Genomic DNA, 24939 nt, shown 5'->3' with positions numbered 1-24939 from the left:
CAAAAGAATATTAAGATATTTTTATATTTATTTTATTTAATTTGTAATAATTGTCTTCACTTTTAAGTTCTGAAAATCCAGAACTTCCAGGTAATTGGAAAAACTCTTTAGCATCTGAATAAATGTTTCCGTGCTCTCCATAATATTTGACTAAATCGTCTGGTGAAGATATTTTTTTATTTATATCATTAGGAAATTTTTCTTTTAATATTTCAAATGTTTTATCTGAATAAAATCCTAATCCTTTTTTATAACCGTAATTGAATGCGTTTGCGATATATGGCAATAGTAATGTGTTAATCAATTTAGGATCTTCAGAATCTTTTGTAGATAAGTATCCTTTAATTTCTGAATCAGTTAACCTTGGAAGTGAATATCCATTTTTTAAAACTTCAAGAGAAAATAATTTTCATTTTCCTGTTGTTTCATCTTGGTAGAAAATATGAGCAACATTTCTATTGTATGATTTGTCACCTCAGTTAGAAGATATCATTCTAACTTTTTTATTAAGTAAAAGTGATTTTGCAAATTCTGTATCTAATTCTGATAGAGATTTTTCAATTCTATTGATTTTTAATTTTTCTTTTAGAAGATCAAGCTCTGCTTGTTTATTTTTGTATTCTTCATTTCCTTCAGATTTTAATCTTGCAATTTCAGCTTCTTTTTCATCAAAAATTTGTTTTATTTCTTCTGGCGATTTTTCATTAGGACTTTTCGGAGATGCTGCGAACGGATCTACTGTATAAGCTTCAGGAGTATCAATAAACGGAATTCTTAAACTTATAGCAGAATCTGTAATTAAATTATTTGTAAGTTCTTTTGCTTTTTGAAGTTCTTCAGCGTTTAAGGTTACTTTTACAGTGTCACCATCTGTAACTCTTGTAACAGTTCCTTCGACAGCTTTATAGTGTGTTCAAAAGTCTTTTTGTGTTGTTGTTTTAACTTCTTCGTTATATGGGTCAAATGATGTTATTGTATATGTTTTATCAAAATTTTCAGATAATGTATCGAAATACTTATCGTTAATTTCAATTGTTTTCATATCAGTAGATTTAGAAGAATTTGTAGAACATTGAACAGCTAATGATAACAAAGGCATATTAATAAGAAAAATACCTACCGAAGAAGTGAGTATTTTTCTTTTTTTATTTTTGAAAAAATTCATTATTTTAATTTAATTGAATTTAAGAAATCGTTAAATGATTCTTCTTTTGTTTTGGTATTTCCGTTGTTAACTCTGTTCATTAATGTTTTAATTGCTGATGTAATATTTTTTCTTACAGTATCAGCTTTTGGTGTACCTGGATCTTCAACTAATTTATTTGTTTCTGGGTGATCTGCAATTTGTTTAAATGAATTGAAAATTAAGTTTTCAAATGTTCCTGATTTTGCGTATGCACCTGTTGCGTTTTCAAAGAATGATTTTGTTGTTGAAAGGTAATTACCATGTTCATTGAAAATGTCGATAGGTGTTTTATTTGTATATGTTGCTGATTTACTGTCACTTAATTTAATGGAAATTTCATTAATTGTTCCTGTAATAAATCATTGAACGAATTTTCTTGTTGATTCATCTTCTTTTGCATTTGCGTGAATTCCGATAATTGAAGGACCTTGACCTACATAGTAATTATTTGCATCATCTTTTGTTGCTTTTGATGGTGCAAGTAAATTGTAAACTTCGTCTTTATTAACAAAAGAACTATTGCTTGATACAACGATTTTTACATCAGAAGGATCAATTAAATAGAAATCTTTTTGTTTTCCTCTAAAATCAATTGTTCCAACGAATTTACTTTTTTCACCAAATTGTTTGTCTTTGTATACAACTTTTCCATTAACCACTTTTACAACATTATTAGATTCATCATTATCATGATCTTCTAAAATAATTAAGAATTTAGAATTTTTATCTTCTAAAGAGTTAAAAACTTGTTGAACAACATTTTTTTGGTCTTCATTAGCTAAAATACCATCATATTTTAATTTGTTATTGTTATCTCTTTTTACTTTAGCAGCAGTAGCAGCTTCTTGGTCTAAGTGAATATTGTTGGTATAGGTACCATCAATAAAAGCAATGTTTAATAAATCGCTTGTTCCACTTTTAAGTTTGAAAGAAGCTCCATATGAAGAAACCGATTTCTTTTCTTCATCTGTTAAGAAATTATCTGAAAGTTCTTTTCATGTTTCAGTTCCATTGCTAATTTCTTTAATTTGCATTGAACTGATTGTTTCACCTTTGTCGGCTAAGTAGTTATATGAAGCTCCAGCACTTGAACCAATAGCAACAATATATTCATGTTTTTGGAATTTAGAGCTTGCGTAAGCTCCCTCTCCACCAATAATAAGTGCATGTCTATTTACAACATCAAAGAAATCACCGAACACTTTTTTAAGTTCATTGTATTGTTCAGTTCCTGGTGTTGAATATGAAGTGAAATCAAATCCTCCGTAAATTTCAGCACTTTTACTATTGCTTTTTGGGAATAATTCTTTTCCATCTTGAGCAACTCTTGTGTAGAAATCATTAGGGAATGCATCTGTAGTAATCACATAAGGAACTTTTGTTTGGTCATAGTAAGCTCTAACAACTAAAGCAAATTTTAAATAGTCAGTTCAGTTTTTGAAAGTTTCATCACTAACTGAATAATTTTCTCTTAAACTTGCGATTTTTTCTCAAGTATTTGCGTTAAATGCAGAAGAAGGATATTTTTCATTAATCATTTTTTTGTCACCATTTTCTGATGAACTGTTTCATTTGTCGATTGCTTTTTTGATTAAAGAATTTGCATCATCTTTACCTTCTAAAGTAACTCCTTTTTGTTCTAAATCAAGAAGCACTTTACCTAATAAAGGCAAGTTGATTGACATAACTGATGTAGATTTAGATACAGGGACAACATATGTTTTATTGTCAGGGTTTCCTGCGATGTTTTTGTTAATATCTGTAAATGATGTAACAAATGAGTCTAATCCTTTGATTCCATCAAAGTCAAGACCCATATTGTATGAAAGAATTTCTGAAGCAGCTGCTGGGTAGTTAAATGTAATATTACCAACAGAACCTGTCTTATCTTTTACTTTTAAAGCTTGAACAATATTAGATGTTGTATATCCACTAACTCTTGTTACAGAAACTGGATATGCACCTTTATACTCACCTTCACTTGTTATAACGTGAGTATTGTAATATTCAACAAGAGCATCTAAAGCTCTACCTTGTCTGTTTGTTGCTGAAAAACCTGCAATAACATCAACTCTTTTATTATCATTTTGATCGTATCTCTTAGCACCTTCACCACATGAAGTAGAGATAAATGGAATCGCAGATAAGGCTGCTGTACCTAAAGATAATAAAATTTTATTTTTAACTCTCATAATTTCTCCTTATAAATAAGTGTATTCTAATTTATAATTAGAATTAAAATACATCTCTTTTAAATTATACATATGAAAAAATAATTATTTATTGTAATTTGTAAATATTGTTAAAAAAATGGAATTTTTCATAGAAAAAATGAAAAATATATACAAAAATAACAAAAGAAACAAAATATTTTAATAGATTAAAAATCGCAAGCTAGACTTGCGATCATTTTTTAGTTATATTCTTTTTTAACAAAGCTAATTCATCCAACCAAAGTAAAGAGAGTAAAAATTGAAAAAGGCACTACAAAAGCGATGTAAATATTGTTTCTTGCAACTCTTTTAAATGAAATGAGGTTATCTTTAATTACAAATGGTTTTAATGAATTAAGTTTATAAAATTCTACAAAATGAAGATTGTCGCTGTCAAGAATCATTTGGTTAGTTTTTTCTAAATCAAAAACTAAGTTTTCATTTTTCATTTCTAATGAAACCGCAAGAGTAACTAAAGTATTTTTTAAGATTTTTCTAAATAAATCAACATAAAAATCATGCGAAACTAAGCTAGAATTAGAACTCGAAAAATTGCCATAGTAATCTTTAAATGGATTTTTTGACTTATCTTGTTTGATTAACGACACTACTTGCTCAATTCTTTTTGATATTGTTTCATCACTTAAAAGTAAGTTAGCAAAATTAGGTATATTTTCTACATTCACAAAATGCTTATTTTCTAGATTAGAAACTTCAGAAGAAACTAGTGTTTCATTTTCATTTAAATTAACTTTTTTATGTCAAGAAGTCACTAAATTAAACATTTCGTTATTAAATAAATTTAAGTAATTAAAATTATTGAAAAAGTCAAAATTCAGTAAATTTGAATAATATGTTGCAGTTGACACTGGCTCACTATTTAAATTCATAAAAGATCTAACTAAACTTACATCTCAATTAAAAACGATTTCGGTGATCTTATTATTTTTTGAATCATAAAAAGGCATAATGATAGTTGGCAAGTCGCTATTAGAATTAGCAACTTTTTCTAAGCTAACATCTTTGCTATATTCTCATTTAGTTTCAGGAGGAAAAATTTCAGGGTTGAAACTAGAAATAATTTGGTAAAAGTATTCACCAAAGTTAAGGTATTCTAATTTATTATATAAATTAGAATCATCATTATAGTTATTTAAAAAATCATCAAGTAGTGAAATATCTTTAGCTTTAATATCTTCTAGTTTAAAATTACCATTTTGGTAATTATAATTACCAAAAAGATCTTCTGAGTTTTTATCAAAAGCTAAAACTTCATTGTTGGAACTAAAGTTATTTTGAATATCTTTAAAGTAATCTTTTTTATTTGCAGAGTTATCTCTAAGGACAATGGTAGCTTTATTTTTAAGTTTTGGAATGAAGTTAATTTCAGATTTAACCACGTTAAGTTTCATTGCCGAGAAAATGAAAATAAGAATAAAAGGTACAATTCCAACAATAATTTGGAAAGTTTTTAGCTGCACAAAATTATGCACAAAGCTTGCAAATCCAATAGCTAAAAGCGAGAATAAAAAGCTAGCTAATAAAACTGAAGCAAAAATTGAAAATACTTCTTTAATTGTATAAAGGTTTACTGCAAATAAACTTAATAAATTAGCTATATTAATGAAAACTAAACAAAAAAGTGATCCAATTAAAATACATAATCAATTAGTTCAAAAAATTTGATGCTTACTAATGGGTTTTGAATATAAAATAGTACCAATTCCCTCAGTTTTATACTTATAAAAGAAAGTAGTGCCACTAAAAGCAACACTAATAAATACTGCTAAAAACACTAAAAGTCCATAATAAAAAGAAATTGAAATTAAGCTGAGTAACACTTTGCTATCTTCTGGAGTTTTACCCGATCAATAAAACACAAGTCGGTAGAAAAAGATAATCAAAGCCAAAACTAAGGGAACAATATAAGTGGAAAATTGCCTAAAATAAATCTTGAGTTGCAATTTTAAAAAAGATAACATTATTGCTCCTTATTTGCGAATTTGATTTTTGATAATTAAATCCATCACAGTTTCAAATAACTTCTCTGGAAATAAATCGGTTTTAATTTTGTTGTTTTTGATAACTTGATTTTCAATTAAAGTTCCATCAATTTTTTTGTATTCATAATGGAATGCAGCTACAATCTTAGGAACATCTTTTTCAAAGTTTTTAATTTCAAAATCTTGCATATCTGAAATTACATCAAAAGCATTATAAACTAATTTAGTAATTATAAAGTTAATATAAATTAAAACCATAAGTAGATCTAATTCTTCAATTGGTACTTTTTTAGTTAAAAGTTCATTAATAATTACTTTGGTATATCTAAAATCTTCACTAAATGGATCAAAAATAAAATGTGATTCTAACCTTACATTTTGCTCTTTAAGTTGTTCCTGGGTTCGATTTATTCATAAGTTTTTCGGAATTGAAAAACGACGATATTGAGGGTAATTGTCTAAGAATTTTTCAATTGAAGGAATAACTGCTTGGTATTTATAATCAAGTCCTGTAAGAAAATCAACTCAAAGTGGAAAGTTTTTATGCACATAAAAAATTGGTACAACATAGGTAAATCTTTTCTTAGAATTTAAAACTTCTGAATCAACATAACCTTCAGCAAAATCTAAATAAATTTTTTGGTTATCGCAAAGATTACCAAGCCTTGAAAAGACATAGTCATTGAATTTATAAAGTATTTTATGTTTGTTTTCTTTAAGAATCGGAATAAGCTTTTGAAAATTTTCGTATTTAAAACCAATGTAATCTAAAGCATTACTATTAACTTTTTTATACACATATTCAGCCATTAATGAAGTGGTTAAACTTGATAAATCTTTAGCATGTTCTTCAGGGAAAATGTTAATAATGTTTAAAAAACGATTCATTAACTCAAGATTTGGATTAACTACTTCAATTTCAAAATTTGTATATTTTACTTTAGAGAAAATAAGCTTTAAAATAGCTTCTTTATCTCTTAAGATAATAGGACAAAAATCCATTCTCTTAATAATTTCAATTGCATGTGAATTGATTTTTTCTAAAACTTCCCTTTTTTCAATTTCAATTTCTTGAATTTCCCCATTTTCTAAGTTCTCTTGAACAACATAAACCATTTCTCCGTTAGGGATTAGTTTTGTAATAACAAAATACTTATGCATATAAGTATAATTTTACTAAATTTATGCTAAAGTTAAAAACTTGCTTTGCAACTTTGTAAATAAATTTGCGTTTCACTATCTATAATGAACTTAAAAAAAATGAAAAAACACACTAAAAATAACGAATATCCGTTATTTTTAGTGTGCGTAGATAATTGCAAATTATAAATGCAATATTTTAAAATTAATTAGTTGCAATCGCATTTAACTAAAAGAGATTCTTCATCCATTTCAGCTGGCTTTGCAACGCCAATGTAATCAAGAACTGTTGGAGCAATGTTAGCTAATTTACCATCTTTTAATTTAACGTTTTTATCTGAACAAATAAGCATTACTGGACTTGATGTATGTTTAGTTGCAGGTTTTCCGTTTGCATCTTCTGTAATTTCAGCATTTCCATGGTCAGCTGTAATAAATACAGTTACATCATTTGCTTCTGCAAAATCGATAATTCTTTTAATTTGTGTATCTAAGAAGCTTACTGCTTCAATTGTTGATTTTAAATTACCTGTGTGTCCAACCATATCTGGGTTAGCAAAGTTCATAATTGTAACATCATAATTTAAAGCATTTTTAAAAAGCTCATCTGTAATTCCTTCAGCTGACATATGTGGAGCATCTGCGTATGATTCAACTTTTAATGAATCAACCATAATTCTTTTTGAATTTTTAAATTCAATGTCATTTCCACCATCCATAAAGTATGTTACGTGTGCATATTTTTGAGTTTCAGCAACTCTAAGTTGGCTTTTACCTGCAAGTTCTAAAACTCTACCAATTGGCATTGAAATTTCCATTTCATCAAAAGCAATAATTGTTTCAATCCCTTCATATTTCATCATTGAAACAAATTGATTAATTTTTACTGGATGAGCTGGTTTTTCTTCATAAAGTGGTGAACCAATAAATAAGTGTGTAAGTTGTCTTGCACGGTCTGGTCTAAAGTTGAAGAAAATAATGCTATCTCCATCTTTAACAAATGCCTGTTGTGATAAGTTAGCATTTTTAGCTGGAACGAAGAATTCATCTGTAATTCCTTGAGCATATTGACTATCTACATATGAAAGTGAGTCACTAAAAGTTACATCTGTTAAACCAAGTGTTGCATCATAAGCTTTTTCAACACGGTCAAACATTTTATCACGATCCATTGCATAAAATCTACCTGAAATAGAAGCAATGTTGTATCCATATTCTTTTGTAATTTGTTCTAATTTTTCAAATGATTGTTTAATTGATTGAGGAGCAACGTCTCTTCCATCTCCGAAAGCATGCACTGAAACATTTTTAACTCCATAATCATGTGCTGCTTTTAAAATTTCAAATAAGTGATTTTCAAGTGAGTGCACACCACCTGGTGATAAAAGTCCCATTAAGTGTAATGTTGAACCGTTTTTCTTTACATCTTCAAATGCATTTAAAAATGCATCATTTTTGTAAAAACTTCCATCTCTAAGTGCTTTTGAGATAAGTGAAAGACCTGTATAAACTACTGTTCCTGCACCGATGTTTAAATGTCCAACTTCTGAATTTCCCATTTGTCCTGCTGGAAGACCTACAAATTCACCAGAAGCTTGGATAATGCTGTTTGGATATTCTTTAAATAATTTGTCAAATGTTGGTGTGTTCGCTTGAGCAAAACCATTTCCTTGAACTTCTTTTCTAAGCCCAAGACCATCAATAACAATTAAAATTGTTTTTTTCATTTTTTCTCCTTTTTGAGCGCTAAAATAACTGTATTTTTATTTTATCACTTTAATTTTTATTAAAGTGCTTTTTATTTGAAAATCAAATTATTAAGTGAAATTAATTTAAAAACTCTTTGATTTTGCTTACTAATGAATCTACTTCAAATCCCTTGATTTGGTAGACTTTTTCACCATCTTCACTATATCCATATCCACTAGCTAAATGAGCATCAATTTTGTTATATTTTCCAAGTCTAAATCACATTGAATCACTAGTTGCTTCAATTGCATACATTGGTTTTTCATTAAGCCCTAAAGCAGCAATTAAATTCTCATTTGCTACTAAATCTTGAAGAATTGGCACTGAAATAACTTGAGCTTTAATTGAGCTTTCTTTTTCTAATTTCTCAGCTACTTTGATAGCTAAATTCACTTCACTTCCTGAAGCAAGAATTGATAAATCATACCCTTTAGGTTGTGGATAAATTACATACGCAGGTGCAAATTTACCACTTGTTAATTTGTTAAATGAAGGAATATTTTGTCTACACCCAATAATAGCTACTTGATCTTTTTGACTATTTAAAGCATATTGAAATGCTCCTAGCATTTCACTTTCATCACAAGGACGCACAACTTTAACATTACTCATTGCTCTAAGCATTGGAATTTGGTCAAAAGGTTGGTGTGTTGGCCCATCGCCACCAACTTGGTAGCTATCATGTGTATAAACGTGGATTGCAGGAATTTCCATTAGAGCTCCAAGACGAATGGCAGGTTTCATATAATCTGCAAAAGCTAAAAAGGTGCTATCAATAGTTTTAATCCCTGAATCTAAATAAATTCCGTTGTTAATTGCGGCCATAGCAAATTCTCTAATTCCGTATCTAATGGTTTTTCCACCATCAGCAATGTTTGAACCAAAACCTACTTTAGTAGCTGCAAAAAGATCAGCTGAACCACCAATAACACTTGGGTAATTTTTTTCTAAGAAATTAACAATTGGTGAAATGTAATTTCTAGTAGCTACATTACTTTCTTTAAATTCAATGGTAGATAAATCATACTCGTATGATTTAGAAACTACTTTTGAAAGCTCACTAGCTAATTCTGGATATTGTTTTGAATAAGCTGCAAACATATTGCTTCAAGATTCATAATAAGCATTTTTATCTTCTCAAAAGCTTTGAGCATATTCATAAACTTCTAAATCATAATCAAAAGGAACTGTGTTTGTAAGACCTTGAATTTGCTTAAATTTAAGTGTATTTTCAGCATCTAAAGTTCCGTTGTGCCCTTTACTAGTACCTGCAAAAGGTGTATAACGCGCAATGGTTGTATTAATTTGAACATATGAAGGTTTGCTTGATTTTTTAGCTGCTTCTAAAGCTTTTTCAATAAGTTTTGGATCATCATTTTCAACTACAAACGTATCGAAGTTTTGAGACTGGAAGTACTTTACAAAGTCAATATTATTAACTTCAGAACTTTTTGAATCAATTTGAATACCATTATAATCGTGAATTAAAATAAGTTTATCAAGTCCAAGAGTACCTGCAAGTTGAATTGCTTCTAATGCAACTCCTTCTTGAAGGCATCCATCTCCATGAAGTACATAAACATCGTGGTTAAAAACATCATAACCAGGTTTGTTGTATCTATTTTGTAAGTATTTTTGACTAAGCGCCATTCCAACAGCCATTGCAATTCCTTGACCAAGTGGACCTGTTGTAGCATCAATATAATCATTTGTATCAATTTCTGGGTGAGAAGGGGTTTTAGAATGCAATTTTTTATGTTGCATCATATCTTCTTTAGAAAGAAGTCCTAGAAAATGCATAATTGAATAAATACTCATTGATCCATGACCTGCTGAAAGTACAAAACGATCACGGTTAATTCATTTTGGATCTTGTTCATTGATTTTAAGCATTTTAGCTCAAATTGAGTAAGTAATGCTTGCAGCACCAATAGCCATTCCGATGTGTCCACCACCTGCTTTATTAATTGAATCTAAAGCGATTGAACGCATTGATGCTATTAATTTATTTTCTAAATTTTTCATTATGTACCATCCTAATTTAATAATTAGTTATATTATATTAAGTTTTAAAAAACAAACCTTACAAAATGTAAGGTTTGGGCATATTTTCTAAGATTTATTTACTTTTTTTGTAGTGTCTTACAGCTTTTAAAATTTCTTCATAAGCAATTAAGACAAAACCAAGAAGAATTGGTAAGACTGCATATCCTGGATTGTAATTGCTGAAAATGCTTGGATCAGCCATTTTAAATACCGTACTAATTCCAGGCACAAATGCGGCTAAAATAACACATACAAATGAGAAAAGTGATGCAAGGTAAACTAATTTATATCTCTTAAATGAACATTTATAAATGTTTTGATCACTCATTAAGTTAAGAGCATTTAAGCTAGCTCCGATTCCAAGAGTAATAAAACATGCACTTGAAGTTACTCTAACAAAATCAATTCCATGCACACCTTGTTCTTGGGCAATAAGTCCTACAAAAAGGTAAGATAAAATTGAAGCTCCACCAATAATTGCACTGTGAATAACTAATCTTTTTCCCATTCCGTGAGCAAAAATTGAATCATTTTTGTTAAATGGTTTACGTTTCATAACGTCAATACCAGAGTTAACCATCCCAAGGGCAATTGCTGGTAGTCCATGAGTTAATAAATTAATTCAAAGAAGTTGTGAAGCTGAAAGAACTCAGAATTGGATTTCTTCACCTTTTGCAACATTTTCAATAGATCCTTTAAAAATAAATCTAAAGGCAAAAAGACCGATCATCATTACAATAATTTCAGTAAGCGAAGAAACAAGAAGGTTCATAATCACTGTTTTGATTTTATCGAAAGTTTCTCTACCGGTTCTAACTGATTTAACAATGGTGTTAAAGTTATCATCAGTTAAAATGACATCAGCAGCTTGCTTAGAAACGTCAGTTCCTGTAATTCCCATTGCACAACCAATATCACTAGCTTTAAGGGCTGGAGCATCATTAACTCCATCACCGGTCATAGCAACAACTTGATTGTGTGATTGTCAAGCTTTAACAATTCTAAGCTTATCGCTTGGGTTAACTCTAGCATAAACGCTAATTAAGCTAACTTTAGCTTTAAGTTCTTCATCTGACATATTTTGAAGCTCTTCACCAGTAATTGCTAAATCGCCTTCCTTAAAGATATTAAGACTTTTTGCAATTGCTACAGCGGTAGCAACGTGATCACCTGTGATCATAACTGGTTTAATACCTGCATTAATACTTTCTTCAATACTTGATTTAACACTGCTTCTTGGAGGGTCAATCATAGCTACAAGACCTAAAAATGTTAAATCATTTTCATCTTCGTGCACTAATTCATTTTTTTCTTCATCTTTAATGTTTTTGTAAGCAACCGCAATAACTCTATAAGCTTTTGCAGATCATTCTTCAAGAAGATTGTAATCTTCTTCAGAAACATTTTTACATTTACTTAAAAGCACATCTGGAGCACCTTTAGTAAACATTACTTTAATTTTTGGATCTTTTTTATTTTGAGCAAGCACAGACATTAATTTTCTGTCGCTATCAAATGGGATTGAAGATAATTTATCATATCCACTTCAGAATCTTTGAGCTGAATTATTATTTTCAATTCCATATCTTAAAATTCCTGTTTCGGTTGGATCACCAACTTCAACATATTCATTATTTTCAACAGTTACTGAAGCATCACAGCAAGCTACTAAAGCTGCAAGGGCTCTTGATTTTTCCCCTTTTTCTCCCTTGGCGCTTGCATCATATAAATCAACAACTGTCATTTTGTTCTCGGTTAAAGTACCGGTTTTATCACTACAAATAATACTTACAGAACCAAGTGTTTCTACTGAAGCAAATGATTTAATAATCGCGTGCTCTTTAGTAAGTTTGGAAACACCAATTGCTAATAAAACAGTAGTGAAAGTGATAAGACCTTCCGGAATAGCTGCAACAGCAAGCGAAATTCCAATTGTTAATGCGTCAGAATAACTTGTTGCGTTATTTCATGTTCCTGAAGGTGCATTAGTAATTACCACTTGTAAAATCACTGTAATTACTAATAATACAACTCCAGCAATTCCTAAGATTCTGCTTAATTTGTTTAATTTAATTTGAAGTGGAGTTAAGTTTACTTTTTGTTCTGAAAGTAATTTATTAATTTTTCCAATTTCTGTATCTTTTCCTGTTTTTGTAACAAGGGCTACCAATCTTCCATTTACAACGTTTGTACCTGAAAAAACACGGTTAAATTGTTCCGCAAGAGGTTTATTTTCATCACATTCACCTACTCTCTTGCTTACACTTGTAGATTCACCTGTTAAAGCTGATTCTACAACCATTAAATGAGAAGCCTCTACTAAAATTCCATCAGCACTAATGGCATCCCCAGCTTCTGCTACTATTAAATCCCCTACAACTAATTCGGTAGCTGGAATTAGCATAAGTTTTCCATCACGAATTACTTTAGCATTTAATTCGTTATTTTTTTCTAAAGCCTTAACAGCTTGATCACTTTTAATTTCCTGATAAGTACCCAGCATACTATTAAGTGCGATAACAATTAAGATAATAATTGGTTCAATAAACCCAACGATTACTTCAGTGTTGTGTTTATATCCAGTATTAGCATTTTTAACAGCTTCATAAATTGCAACTGAAAATGAAATAGCAGCAGCAATTAAAAGCAAGATAATCATAAAATCTTTAAATTGATTTAAGAAGATCTTGAAAACGCTTTTTTTCTCTTCACTTCTAATTGTGTTGGGACCAAGATTTTCTAATCTTTTTTTTGCTTCTATTACTGATAAACCTTTTTTTAAGTCAGTTTCAAGCAAATTCGAATCTAACATTTTCCCTCCTTTAAGTATTACTTCATTATACCAAAATACACAATAAATGTGTATTTTACAAGGTATTAAAATATAAAAAAGTATAGGTTTACCTATACTTTTAGTGATTATTTTTCAAGTTTAATTTTAACACTTGGCCCCATTGATGCTGAAACTGTTAAGTTAAGCATATATGTTCCTTTAACAGCAGCTGGTTTAAGTTTTCTAATTAAACTAATTAATGTTTTAGCGTTTTCAACTAAGTGTTCTGTTGGCATACTTGATTTACCGATAAGAGAGTGAACAATCCCTGCTTTATCTGTACGGTAGTTTGCTTTACCTTTTTTAAGTTCTTCTACTGTTTTAGCAGGTGTAGGTGTAACTGTACCTGTTTTTGGGTTAGGCATAAGACCTTTAGGCCCAAGTTTTTTCCCGTATTTTCCAAGTAATGGCATCATAGCAGGATCTGCAACCATTACGTCAAAATCAAAATCATCTTCTTTAATTTTTTGTTCAAGAGCAGGTCCATCAATAACAATGTCAGCTCCAGCTTCTTTAGCTGATTTAGCTGATTCTGGGTTGTTTGTAGCAACTAATACTCTAATTGATTTTCCTGTTCCAAATGGAAGTAAAACAGCTCCACGAAGTTGTTGATCAGCTTTACGAACGTCAAGGTTTAAGTTAAATGCAAGATCGATTGAAGCGTCAAAATTAGCATATGAAGTTTCTTTAGCAAGTTTAATTGCTTCTTCTAAATCGTAAGCAACTGTTCTATCAAATTTAGCACGAGCAGCTTCTAATTTTTTAGAAATTCTTTTAGCCATAATTATTCTTCTCCTTCTTCTGATTTTTCTTTAATTACATTAACTTCGATTGCTTGACCTTTTGTTTCAACTAATTCTTCTTCAGCAGCAGCAAGTGCAGCTTCTTTAGCTTTAGCAGCTGAAGCAGCTTTTGCAGCAGCTTTAGCTTCTGCTTTAGCTTTGAAGATATCGTCATATCCTTCAACTAAAACACCCATTTGTTTTGCTGTTCCAGCGATTGTAGCCATTGCAGCTTCAACATCATCTGTGTTAAGATCTGGAAGTTTGTATTCAGCAATTGCTCTAAGTTGGTCTACTGAAATTGTAGCAACGATTGTTGTTTTAGCATTTGCAGCACCGCTTTGGATTTTTGCAGCTTCTTTAATTTTGTATGAAGCAGGAGCTGTGAATAATTTAAATTCGAATGTTTTGTCTTTGTAAACTGTAATTTGTACAGGAACTGGTTCATCACCTCTATCTCTTGTTGCATCGTTAAATGCCTTTGTAAATTCTGGCATGTTAACACCCACTCCAGCAAGAGCTGGACCTGGTTTAGCTTTCCCGGCAGGGAATTGCAACTTAGCTATACGTTGAATTTCTTTTGCCATGTTGTATGTATCCTTTCGATATTGTGGTCTAGCGATTTTTATAAATAAAATCTTCCACTAGGCAATAATAAATATTGCTTGTTAATTATACAAGTTTTATTAAAAATTGAAAACAAAAAAGCATCATTTTAAGATGCTTTCTTCAAATGGGGCGAATGACGGGATTCGAACCCGCGAATGACGGGACCACAACCCGCTGTGTTAGCCACTTCACCACATTCGCCATAACGTGTAAACTTATTATACAATAAAGTAAGAAAACTAAAAATATTTTTTATAATTTTATTTACTATGACGCAGATTAAACCAACTATTTTTAAAGCTTTATTATTCATTTTAAAACTCACTTTCTTTGCCTTTGGTGGCGGAAATGCCTTAATGCCAATGATTAAAAAAGAAGCAGTGGAAAGCAAGAAATGAATTACTGAAGAAGAATTTGAAAAGATTTTAATTATCACCAACTCACTTCCTGGCCCTTCAATTATTCAAAGCATTTCATATATGTGTATTAAATGATTCGGGTTTTGGAAAGGAATATTTCTCACTATTTTCGCAATGCTCCCACATGTATTATTTGCTTTTGGAATGTTTTTTGTAATTAATTTACTTCCTCAAAAGTATTTAATTACTTTTGCTACTTCAGTTATTGTTACAATCATTTTTATTATTTGTAATTTTGCTTTTCATTACATTAAGCAAAATATTAAACAAATGAATCTTTATTTATGAATTGGAATCTTACTTTTTTCAATTCTATTTAACCTTTTTATTCCTGCCCCATTTAACTTGCCAGTTTTAGCCATTTTAAGTGTGCTATTAATTTACATTTGTTATTATTTTGTGAGCTTAAAAGTTAAAAAAGGAGATAAATAATGTTTATTTTAATCTTACTTTTAACAATAGCTTTATTAATCTTCGTATGTCTTAGTGTTTTTGGTGGTGGGCAAGTTTTTATCCCTATTTTTGTATGACTGTGAAAAACAATTGCAAATGTGTTTAATTTAAAAATGGCTCAAGAAACAATTGATAATGTTATTGCAGCTACAAATTCTTCACCAGGAATTGTGTCAATTAAATTCGCTCTTTTTACTGGTTATTTAATTTCTGAAGGCAATTGATGAGGATATTTAATAATGATCCTTACATATATAATCTTTATTTTTCCAGCTATTTTCATTATGCTTCTTGCAATGAAATACCTTAAAAAATTTGAGCAAAATAGGTTCTTAAAAAGCTTTTTAATAATTGTTAAGCCTGTAATTGCAGGGATATTAGTAGCACTTGCTATTCAACTTTTAATACCAATTGTAGCACCTGGATTTACTTTTAATACCCCTGAAAGTTATTTTAGTTTTAATTCTGATTCAGTTAAGAAAGTTTTCTTTAGTTCGTGAAGATTGATTACTTTATTTATTTTTATAGCAGTTGCTTTTACAACTACATCATTTATTCTTTATAAAAAATATTCAAGTTTATACGCTATTTTAATTAATATAGTTTTAGCTTTTTTACTTTTCCAACCTTGATTATAGTTATAAAAGCAATGAAAAACCCACATTGATATTAATGTGGGTTTTTTGCTAAATTGAACTTGAGAAAACACCTTCATCATTTTCAATAATTAAACCGGCAACTTTAAGGTTTTCTACCGCTAAATCAATTTGTTTTTTAATAGCTGGTGAAACAGTTTTAATTCCAACAAGTTCGATAAAGAGTTCTTGAAGTCCAAGAAGTGAAATTACTTTAGATTTAATAATTGTTTGGTAAACAAAATCTTGAATTTCTTCAGGAGCAAATTCATTACTTTTTCTTGTTTCCAAGTACTCAATGTTATTTTTTCTAAATTTAATTTCCTTATTATCTACATAGAAGAAGTTCTCTTTTAAGTAGATGTTATTTTGATTATTAATTCCTAATTTGAAATCATCTTCATTTGGAATATCTAAAAGCACATCTTTAAGTCATTTATTAATTTTCAAAGGTTGCTCAATGAAGTCTTTCTTAGGAAGTGAAGCAAGAATTTGTTTTAAAGTTCTTACGTGCAGTGGTGCATATTTGTTAATAATATCCACTAAAATTGACATTCTAATGTCTTTATCATCAAATGGTAAGCTATCATTTTGTGGATCATACATTTCTTTGTAGAAAGTGTAAAATGCATCAGATTTGATGTTTCAATATCTTGGAAATTCTTCAAAAATTGAATTAATTAAATCTTGTTCAATTACAGTTTCATCAAGGTTTTGCATAATTGAACTTTTAGCTTTATTAATTTCTTGAGTTTCATTAGCAATTTGGCCATTTTGAGCTTTTTCAATGAACCGAACTAACTTTTTAAGCTCGCTATCTTTGTTATTAAATCAGTCAGCTGATCATACTCTGTATAATTTTCAACCACGAGAATTTAAGATCATTTCTCTCACTCTATCACGTTCACGAGTTGAAAGTGAAGAAAGATATTTTGAACCATCACATTCAATACCACAAATAAAGCGATCTGGATTTTCTTTATCAAAGACAGCTAAATCAATTCTAAAGTCAGAATTTCCAATTTTTCTTTGAACTGAATATCCTTTTTTCACAAGTTCATTGTACACTTCAGTTTCAAAATCTTCATTAAATAATGAATTATTCATAAGTAAATCATATTTTGAATCAATTCCGTGCTCAGCTAAATTTAAGTAGTTACGTAATAATTTAACTCCTCTACTTGTTGAATCATCAACAATAATGTCGCTTCCATGAATTGAGGTAACAATGTGCATTTGTTCCCTTGCTCTGGTGATAGCGACATTTAGCCGTCTATACCCATTTGCTTGGTTAATTGGTCCAAAGCTCATTCTCATAATTCCATCAGGACCAGGTCCATAAATGGTATTTAAAATGGCAATATCGCATTCATCCCCTTGCACTGTTTCGATGTTTTTAATAAAGAATAAATCTTTATTATTGATGTATCTTTCAATTCCGATTTGGTTAGCTGCTTGTTGGTAAAGTTTTTTCTCAATAAGAAGTTGCTGTGAAATATTACATGTAATAACACCAATTCTTTTGGTATCTTTGTATTTTTTAAATAATGAAATAACTAAATTTACAACCACATCACTTTCAATTTGGTTAGTTGAGTTTTTATAAATACCATTGACTTTGTGATATACAAGTGCTTCTTTAGCTTGAGCTAAATCATTGCTTGGGAATGAAATAAGGTTTTTGTAAATTTCCTTATTAGAAGCATAAATTAAGTTTTCATTAAGTGAACGGTAGTGGTTTTGAAGCGAAATTGTTTTTAAAAATGATGAAGCAACATCTAAAATACTGTCATAATCATTAAGGTTTGTAACTTCATAATTTTCATTATATTCAGTATCGTCTTCCCCGATTCTTTCAAAGAAACTTGTAGGAGGAAGTTGCTCTTTATCACCACAAATAATAATTTGTTTCCCTCTAACAATTGAAGCTAAAGCAAATTCTGGTTTAACCTGTGAGGCCTCATCGAAAATAACTGCATCAAATTGTACAGGAGTATCTTTAAGGTAGCTACTTACTGATAAAGGAGACATCATAAGACATGGCTTAATGTCTGTAATTAAATTTCCAATTCTGCTGAAAAGCATTCTTAAAGGCATAAATTTATTTTTCTTATTAGCTTCTTTTTTAAGAATTGAAACTTCATAGTTAGCATCAGTTTTAATGATGCTATTTTTAATATTGTTTTTAATTTTGAAGATTGCAATTTCTTCAAGCTTACTTTCTTCTTCTTTATAAAGTTTAACTAAATCATTTTTAACACCTAATGTGTGGTTAACTTTAGTGTTTAAATCAGTAATTAAAAGTTTGTAGAATTGACGAAGGAAGATATCTTCAAGGTTTTTGTAAATTCTTTTTGAATCGGTTTTTTCAATAAAGTCATTAAGTTTTAAATCAAGAAGCTCTTTCTTAGATTTTAAAAAGTTAATGTAAATTGGAAGTGTGTTTTTATATACTTGTACTAAAAGTGATTTAAATTGTTTTTTAACTTGATCTTTAGGTAATTCATAGAAGTTAATTAGTGAAAGATCAAAATTACTTTGAATTTCTTTAAGTGAAGCAAGTAAATCATTTGAGTTGTTAATAAAGGTTTCAAATTTGTTTTCTGGAAGAGATTTCTTATATAAAATGGTGTTTTTTATATGTGGGAAATTCTTGTGGAAAAAGACTCATCGAAGTGATTGCAAGGTGTATTCATAGTCAAATTTAGATGGAACTATAAATGATAATTTATCAATGCACTCTTTGATTTTTTCTTCATTTAAAACAATTTGTTCAATCATCTTAGCAAGTTCAACTAATCTTTCATGACTAAATTTAGCATTTCCATCTAACCTGTTGTCATAAAGATCGTTTTTAAGTTTGCTATATTCTGAAGATACAATTCTTTTTAATGATGAACGGAACTTGATTTCAAAATCTCTATATTTAGAAAAATCTAAATTAAATACTGTGGTTTTAAAGATTTTAAGAAGCTCTTTTTTAAGTTCTTCATTTTCGTGTTGTTTAATGTTCTTGTAATCTAAAAGTCTTAAATCTTCTTCAATATTTAAAGTGTGTGATTTTCAATCTAAGTTAATAAGGTAAATGAATTTTTCAAACTCATGAAGCTCTTTAATAAATTCTTCTTCCATGACTGGATCAAAGTTTTGAATTACTGTTTCAAAGTGATTTCCAAGGGTATTGGTTTGGTTATTAGTAATTGTTGTGTTTTTAAATCCATATCAAGGGTTGTTTTTTGAGTTATAGTCAATTTCTTTTAAACTAAATTCGTATTTTTTAATCCCCAAAACAATTTTGTTTAAAAGGTTATCATCAATAGCTGAAATATTGTGAATTTTAAAGATTAACTCTTGAGCTTTCTTGAGATTAAAATATCTACCAATTAATTGATATAAGTTAACTTTTAATGGTTGATAAATTTCTAAAAGAAGTTCACCATAGTTAATAAGTTTTTCTTTAGCAGATGTATAACTATTTTTAACTGTTTCAGTGAAATCTTGTTTAACTTCAGAGATAATTCTTGAGTTTTCAAGGCTGTTATGCAAGTCATTAATAATATCTTTTTTATTTCTATCACTAATTTTGTGGATTGCAAGTACAAAATCACTAAGCCCATTTGAGTGAAGTTTGTTATAAACAACATCTAAGGCAGCTTGCTTTTCAGAAACAAAAAGAACCTTTTTATTTCTAGCAATAAGCTCAGTGATGATGTTGATAATAGTTTGACTTTTCCCAGTTCCTGGTGGCCCTTGAAGCACGTAACTTTTGCCATCAATAGCATATTGAATTGCTTTTTCTTGAGAAATATCAGCAGGTAAAAAGTGTCAGTATTTATTTGGATCTAATTTTAAATCCACTTGTTTATCTGAAAGGTCTTTAAAATCAAATTTTTCTAAGTTTGCGCTTTCGCCAAAAATTAACTTAACAAAATCATTGTTTAAAAACTTTTCTTGATTTTGTTCAATATCGTTAATAATGTAAAGGTTTTGGTCAGTGAAAATTGAAAGATAACAATCATTTACAATTGTTCATTTTTGATTTGGTAAATGCTTTTTGAAAAGTTTTGCATATTCCTCATAGTATTTTGCAAGTGATAAATTTTCTAAATGATGCTTATCAATTAATGAAAAATCAAAAGAAGATTCTTTTTTGATTTTCTTAATAAAAGCTAAGTTTTCAATAAAGTTAGATTCCTCAATAAGCAATTCAAATTGAGATTTAATACTTTTTTGAATAAGTTTTACTGGCAAGAATAAAAGCGGAGCATAGTGCTCAGTTTGGAATTTATCTTCTTCAGTTCACCTAACAAATCCTACAGCTAAATAAAGAATGTTAATATTATTTTCTTCTATAAAAGTAGCATGCTTACGAGAAAGGTTTTTTAAGATTCTGCTTTGCTCTTCTTTGCTACCAACTGCAGGAAGAATAATATGTTTAGGGCCTTCACTCAAAATAGGTTTTATATCATTTTTGGAAGCTTCAAAATAAATGCTTTTTTTCTTTTCAACACTATCTAAAAAAGCATTTAAATCATAATTAATTTTAACAGTAGAAGTTTTTGTTTCCCTGAAATTAATGTTTTGATTGTCTAAACCAATTTTTAACAATTTATTGGTTAATGTTTCAATTATATCAACCTTCATAGTTGTTTCCTTTTTTATTTTTTATCTTATTTTATTTATTATTTAAATTATATATTATCTATGTGCAAATGCTCCAATATTTGGGGAAATGACATAAAAAAATACAGCAAAATTGCTATATTTTAAAACTTTTTTTAACTACCATATCTTTATATTCTTCAATAATGCGATTTGATGTTTTACTATTAAGTAAATTAGTTATTTTAAGCACTTTAATTCAAGTTTTATCTGGTTTGTTTTCTTCTCTATTTTGTAATATTTTAAATACCACAAATAGGTTTGATCTTTTACCAATTATTCTTGTTATTAAGAAAAAGGTGATTACAATAAAGCTAAATGCAATAATCCCCATTACCGCAAGTCCTAAGTTTTTCTTAGTAACTGTTTTAATTTGAATTTGTTCGCTTGCAACTAATGCTAATAAAATGATAATTACAATCGCAAAAAGTGCAAATAAAGCTGATAAAACAAGTCCAGCTATAAAACTTTTTTTCGAATTTAAAACATTTGAATTCATAGTTAAATGATACTCCTAATTCTAATTTAAAAAAGAAAAAAGCAAGCGAATGTGCTTGCTTTTAGGTCATAAATGAAATGGTGCGAACGAATGGACTTGAACCATCGACCTCACGATTATCAGTCGTGTGCTCTAACCAGCTGAGCTACGCTCGCATGTATATCTATTATACACTAAAATGTAAAATAGATAAGAAAAATTATTAAATAAATTAACGTTTTGAGAATTGTCTTGCACGACGAGCTGCACGTAAACCTGGTTTTTTACGTTCTTTAGCACGAGCATCTCTTGTAAGCATTCCTGCTGCTTTTAATGCTGCACGGTAATCTGCACTAACTTCAAGTAAAGCACGAGCAATACCTAATCTAATAGCACCTGCTTGACCACTTAATCCGCCACCAGCAACATTTACACTAACATCGAATTGTCCCACTGTTTCTGTTAAAACGAAAGGTTGGTTTGCATCTTTAAGGTAAATATCTGAAGTCAAGTATTCTCTTGCATCACGTTTGTTGATTACAAAGTTTCCTTTTCCTTCTGTAAGTCTTACACGAGCAACTGAAGATTTTCTTCTTCCTAATCCACGGTATACTAATTCTTTAGCCATAATTATTTAACCTCTAATCTTTCTGGTTTTTGAGAAGCGTGTTGGTGTTCTGGACCTGCGTAAACAAATAAGTTACGACGTTGTCTGTTTCCTAATTTTGTGTGTGGTAACATTCCGAAAATTGCTTTTTCTAAAAGAGCAATAGGTTTTTTAACTCTAAGTTTTGCTGCTGTAATGCTTTTAAGACCACCTGGGTATCCTGAGTGTGAGTAGTAGATTTTGTCTTCTTCTTTGTTTCCTGTAAGAACAACTTTATCTGCATTAACAATAATAATGTTGTCTCCCATGTCAGCATTTGGTGTGAAAGTTGGTTTGTGTTTTCCTCTAAGTACGCTAGCAACAAATGATGCTAAACGCCCTAAAACTTGACCTTCAGCGTCAATAACATATCATTTTTTGTCAGCTTGGTGTGCATGTTGCATTGTTGTTTGTCTCATGACTGCCTCCTACGTTTAATTTATTTATTTTTAATACTTGTTGAGTGTTTAATATTTATGAAAATTGAAATTTATCTTCGGTCATTAAATAAATTGCTTATTTATTATAACACAAAAAATTATTTTATTATATTCAAAAAATAAGACATTTTTTATAGCTGATAATTAGCAACAAAAATTGCTAAATTAATTTTGCAAGTAAAGCAATTGCAGCTGTTTCTGCTCTTAAAATTCGCTTACCTAAAGAGATACATTCAGCTCCATTTTCAAGTGCTAAAGTAATTTCACTTTCACTAAATCCTCCTTCAGGACCTACAAATAAAGCAACATTTTTTTCGCTATTAAAAATACTTTCATTTGTAAGTTTTTGCTTTTCATGTGCAATTATATTAATAAATTCTTTATCAAATAATGCTTTAGAAAATTTCTCAATTTCATTAAGAGTTGGGATAATATTTCGAAAACTTTGCTCAGCTGCATTTTTTAAAATTTGGTTTCATCTTTGAGAAAATTTGTCTCATTTCGATTTAACCTTTTTCACTAACACCCCGTCAGTGAAATTTGTTTGAACTGGCACAATTTTTGTAACTCCAAGTTCAGTAGCTTTTTGAAGTGCTCATTCAAATCTTTCTAATTTGATAAGAGGCATATAGAGCACGACCTGAAAAGAATGTTCATGATTTTCTTCAAATTCTTCAAGAATATATGCCCTAGTACCTTCTTGCTTGCAAACAAAGAATTTGGATTGATAAACACAAATAAATGGTTTATCACCAATTCTTAACACTTTTAAATGATCCAAATTTTCTTTTGAGAGTTCAAAATACTTATTATCAATTTTTTGATCCACAAAAAAGCGATTCATTAATACTCCATAACTTCTTCGTATTCTTCAAGAGTACCTCTAAAAAGAAAACTCTTGGTTGGTGATTGAAGTTCTAAAATAACATCAGCACATTGGTTAACAAAAGCACGGTTATATGTTGTGAAAATTGCTCCACCTTTATATGCTTGTACCCCTTCAATTACAGAGTCAATGCTTTCAGTATCAAGGTGATCAAGTGGTTGATCTAAAATAATGAAGTTACTTTCTAAAAGCATCATTCTAGAAAACATTAAACGAGCTTTTTCACCCCCACTTGTTACTCCAACTTTTTTAAATACAGAATCATTACTAAAAAGCATTCTTCCTAAAAAACCACGCATTCTTGAATCTGAAACATCTCTATTTTCTTCAACAGTGTTTTCAAGTGGTCATTTAGAAATTCATTCTAAAATAGTTTCATCATTTTTAAAGAATTTACTGTTTTCGTTTGGGAAGAAAGTAGTTTTGATTGTTTGTCCTCATTCAACAGTTCCACTTGTTGGCTGTGTTTCACCTGCTAAAATTTCTAAAAGTTTTGTTTTAGCAATATCATCATCTCCAACAATAACCATTTTTTCACCTGGTCTTAAGGTAAATGAAACATTTTCAAATAAAGTTTGGCCTAATTCATTTTTATAAGTTAAGTTTTCTACTGTTAAAATTTGTTTTCCATGATCACGATTCATTTCTCAACGGATAAATGGATATTTACGGTTTGAAGGTTTAATTTCATCAAGTTGGATTTTTTCAAGTGATTTTTTTCTTGATGTAGCTTGTTTTGATTTAGAAGCATTGGCACTAAAACGAGCAATAAAGTCTTTTAATTTTTCAATTTGAGCTTCCTTTTTAAGGTTGCTTTGTTTCATCATTTCACGAGCTAATTCAGATGATTGTTTTCAGAATGAGTAATTTCCTGTGTAAATTTTAGCTTCAGAGTAGTCAATATCAACAATGTGTGTACAAATTGAGTCTAAAAAGTCACTATCGTGGCTAACAACAATAACAACATTTGGGTATTCAATTAAGAAGTTTTCAAGTCATTTGATACTTCTTAAATCAAGGTGGTTAGTTGGCTCATCCATAATTAAAATATCAGGGTTTCCAAAAAGAGCTTTAGCAAGAAGAACTTTAATCTTTTGGTTAGCTGTAAGATCTTTCATTTGCATACTTCATTTTTCTTTAGGAATTGATAAGTTACTAAGAAGTTCTTGAGCATCATTTTCTGCAGTTCATCCACCTAATTCACCGAATTTATCTTCAAGTTCAGCAGCTCTTTCGTAATCTTCCATTGTTGCTTCAGGGTTAGCATAAATTGCATCTTTTTCTTCTTTAACAGCATATAAATCAGTATTACCCATAATAACCACTTCAGTTACAATCATTTCATCGTAAGCATTATGATCCTGGCTTAATACCGAAATTCTCTTATTTTTTTCACGAATAATTTGACCACTTGTTGGTTCAATTTGACCTGACAAAATCTTTAAAAAGGTACTTTTACCTGCACCATTAGCACCAATAATTCCGTAAGTATTACCTTCAGTAAATTTTAAATTAACACCTTCAAATAACTTTTTATCACTAAAAATTTTGCTTAAATTTTGTACTTCTAACATATATCCTCCGTAAATTTAACTTATAAAGTTAATAAATTATAATAAATTTAAAAATAAAAATAAAAAAATAGCCTTTTTCAAGGCTGTTAACATTAAAGCATTTTACCTCAATGTCGGCTCGAAATAATCATAGCATAATTTTGCATTTTAACAAAGAAAAAACCAAGGGAGCAATGCCCTTGGTT

At 29.5% G+C, this 24939-nt stretch carries 17 protein-coding genes and 2 tRNA genes; 2 read left to right on the top strand and 17 right to left on the bottom strand.

Annotated elements, in window-relative coordinates; genetic code table 4:
* Nucleotides 1–10: 10 nt before the first annotated feature.
* From GOQ20_RS02095 to GOQ20_RS02050, 10 genes are all read right to left on the bottom strand, one after another.
* Complete coding sequence (locus tag GOQ20_RS02095) at nucleotides 11–1165, bottom strand: hypothetical protein (RefSeq protein ID WP_167845211.1); 1155 nt, start codon at nucleotides 1163–1165, stop codon at nucleotides 11–13.
* The gene (locus tag GOQ20_RS02090; RefSeq protein ID WP_167845210.1) at nucleotides 1165–3378 is read right to left on the bottom strand and encodes a P68 family surface lipoprotein; all 2214 of its coding nucleotides are present in this window, start codon (nucleotides 3376–3378) and stop codon (nucleotides 1165–1167) included. Before GOQ20_RS02090 ends, GOQ20_RS02095 begins: the two co-directional genes overlap by 1 nt.
* A gap of 221 nt (nucleotides 3379–3599) precedes the next feature.
* Entirely contained in the window at nucleotides 3600–5240 is a 1641-nt protein-coding gene (locus GOQ20_RS02085; RefSeq protein WP_167845209.1) for a hypothetical protein, read from the bottom strand.
* Nucleotides 5241–5390: 150 nt separating this feature from the next.
* Nucleotides 5391–6563, bottom strand: coding sequence for a hypothetical protein (locus tag GOQ20_RS02080; protein WP_167845208.1), 1173 nt, complete (start codon nucleotides 6561–6563; stop codon nucleotides 5391–5393).
* Between the two features lie 188 nt (nucleotides 6564–6751).
* A complete protein-coding gene (gpmI, locus tag GOQ20_RS02075) occupies nucleotides 6752–8269 on the bottom strand; it encodes a 2,3-bisphosphoglycerate-independent phosphoglycerate mutase (RefSeq protein ID WP_167845207.1) in 1518 nt (505 codons plus the stop codon).
* A gap of 100 nt (nucleotides 8270–8369) precedes the next feature.
* Nucleotides 8370–10316 (bottom strand): transketolase-like TK C-terminal-containing protein, encoded by a 1947-nt coding sequence (locus GOQ20_RS02070; protein ID WP_167845206.1) that lies wholly within the window; start codon nucleotides 10314–10316, stop codon nucleotides 8370–8372.
* Between the two features lie 94 nt (nucleotides 10317–10410).
* On the bottom strand, nucleotides 10411–13149 hold the full coding sequence (locus GOQ20_RS02065) for a cation-translocating P-type ATPase (protein WP_167845205.1): 2739 nt from the start codon (nucleotides 13147–13149) through the stop codon (nucleotides 10411–10413).
* Between the two features lie 107 nt (nucleotides 13150–13256).
* A complete protein-coding gene (rplA, locus tag GOQ20_RS02060) occupies nucleotides 13257–13952 on the bottom strand; it encodes a 50S ribosomal protein L1 (protein ID WP_167845204.1) in 696 nt (231 codons plus the stop codon).
* Between the two features lie 2 nt (nucleotides 13953–13954).
* Entirely contained in the window at nucleotides 13955–14539 is a 585-nt protein-coding gene (gene rplK, locus GOQ20_RS02055) for a 50S ribosomal protein L11 (protein ID WP_167845203.1), read from the bottom strand.
* Nucleotides 14540–14686: 147 nt separating this feature from the next.
* A tRNA-His gene (locus GOQ20_RS02050) sits at nucleotides 14687–14762 on the bottom strand.
* A 68-nt stretch (nucleotides 14763–14830) separates the two neighbouring features.
* Between GOQ20_RS02050 and GOQ20_RS02045 the strand changes: the two genes are divergently transcribed.
* Together GOQ20_RS02045 and GOQ20_RS02040 are read left to right on the top strand one after the other, a co-directional pair.
* On the top strand, nucleotides 14831–15412 hold the full coding sequence (locus GOQ20_RS02045; RefSeq protein ID WP_167845202.1) for a chromate transporter: 582 nt from the start codon (nucleotides 14831–14833) through the stop codon (nucleotides 15410–15412).
* On the top strand, nucleotides 15412–16071 hold the full coding sequence (locus GOQ20_RS02040; protein WP_167845201.1) for a chromate transporter: 660 nt from the start codon (nucleotides 15412–15414) through the stop codon (nucleotides 16069–16071). Before GOQ20_RS02045 ends, GOQ20_RS02040 begins: the two co-directional genes overlap by 1 nt.
* Before the next feature lie 48 nt (nucleotides 16072–16119).
* Here GOQ20_RS02040 and GOQ20_RS02035 read toward each other — a convergent pair whose 3' ends face one another.
* From GOQ20_RS02035 to GOQ20_RS02005, 7 genes are all read right to left on the bottom strand, one after another.
* Entirely contained in the window at nucleotides 16120–20712 is a 4593-nt protein-coding gene (locus GOQ20_RS02035; RefSeq protein WP_167845200.1) for a DUF4011 domain-containing protein, read from the bottom strand.
* 115 nt (nucleotides 20713–20827) lie between these two features.
* A complete protein-coding gene (locus GOQ20_RS02030; RefSeq protein WP_167845199.1) occupies nucleotides 20828–21229 on the bottom strand; it encodes a hypothetical protein in 402 nt (133 codons plus the stop codon).
* A 78-nt stretch (nucleotides 21230–21307) separates the two neighbouring features.
* Nucleotides 21308–21384: transfer RNA gene (locus GOQ20_RS02025), tRNA-Ile, on the bottom strand.
* Nucleotides 21385–21440: 56 nt separating this feature from the next.
* Nucleotides 21441–21836, bottom strand: coding sequence for a 30S ribosomal protein S9 (gene rpsI, locus GOQ20_RS02020; RefSeq protein ID WP_129620479.1), 396 nt, complete (start codon nucleotides 21834–21836; stop codon nucleotides 21441–21443).
* Nucleotides 21837–21838: 2 nt separating this feature from the next.
* Nucleotides 21839–22273 (bottom strand): 50S ribosomal protein L13, encoded by a 435-nt coding sequence (rplM, locus tag GOQ20_RS02015; protein WP_167845198.1) that lies wholly within the window; start codon nucleotides 22271–22273, stop codon nucleotides 21839–21841.
* 181 nt (nucleotides 22274–22454) lie between these two features.
* Nucleotides 22455–23138 (bottom strand): 16S rRNA (uracil(1498)-N(3))-methyltransferase, encoded by a 684-nt coding sequence (locus GOQ20_RS02010; RefSeq protein WP_167845197.1) that lies wholly within the window; start codon nucleotides 23136–23138, stop codon nucleotides 22455–22457.
* A complete protein-coding gene (locus GOQ20_RS02005; protein WP_167845196.1) occupies nucleotides 23138–24754 on the bottom strand; it encodes an ABC-F family ATP-binding cassette domain-containing protein in 1617 nt (538 codons plus the stop codon). The genes GOQ20_RS02010 and GOQ20_RS02005 overlap by 1 nt, the downstream gene beginning before the upstream one ends.
* Nucleotides 24755–24939: the final 185 nt, after the last annotated feature.

Origin of the sequence: Mycoplasmopsis gallinacea, from assembly GCF_012220205.1 — a bacterium.
Taxonomy (GTDB): Bacteria; Bacillota_I; Bacilli_A; order Mycoplasmatales; family Metamycoplasmataceae; genus Mycoplasmopsis; species Mycoplasmopsis gallinacea_A.
This window is presented reverse-complemented; position numbering and strand designations above follow the sequence as displayed.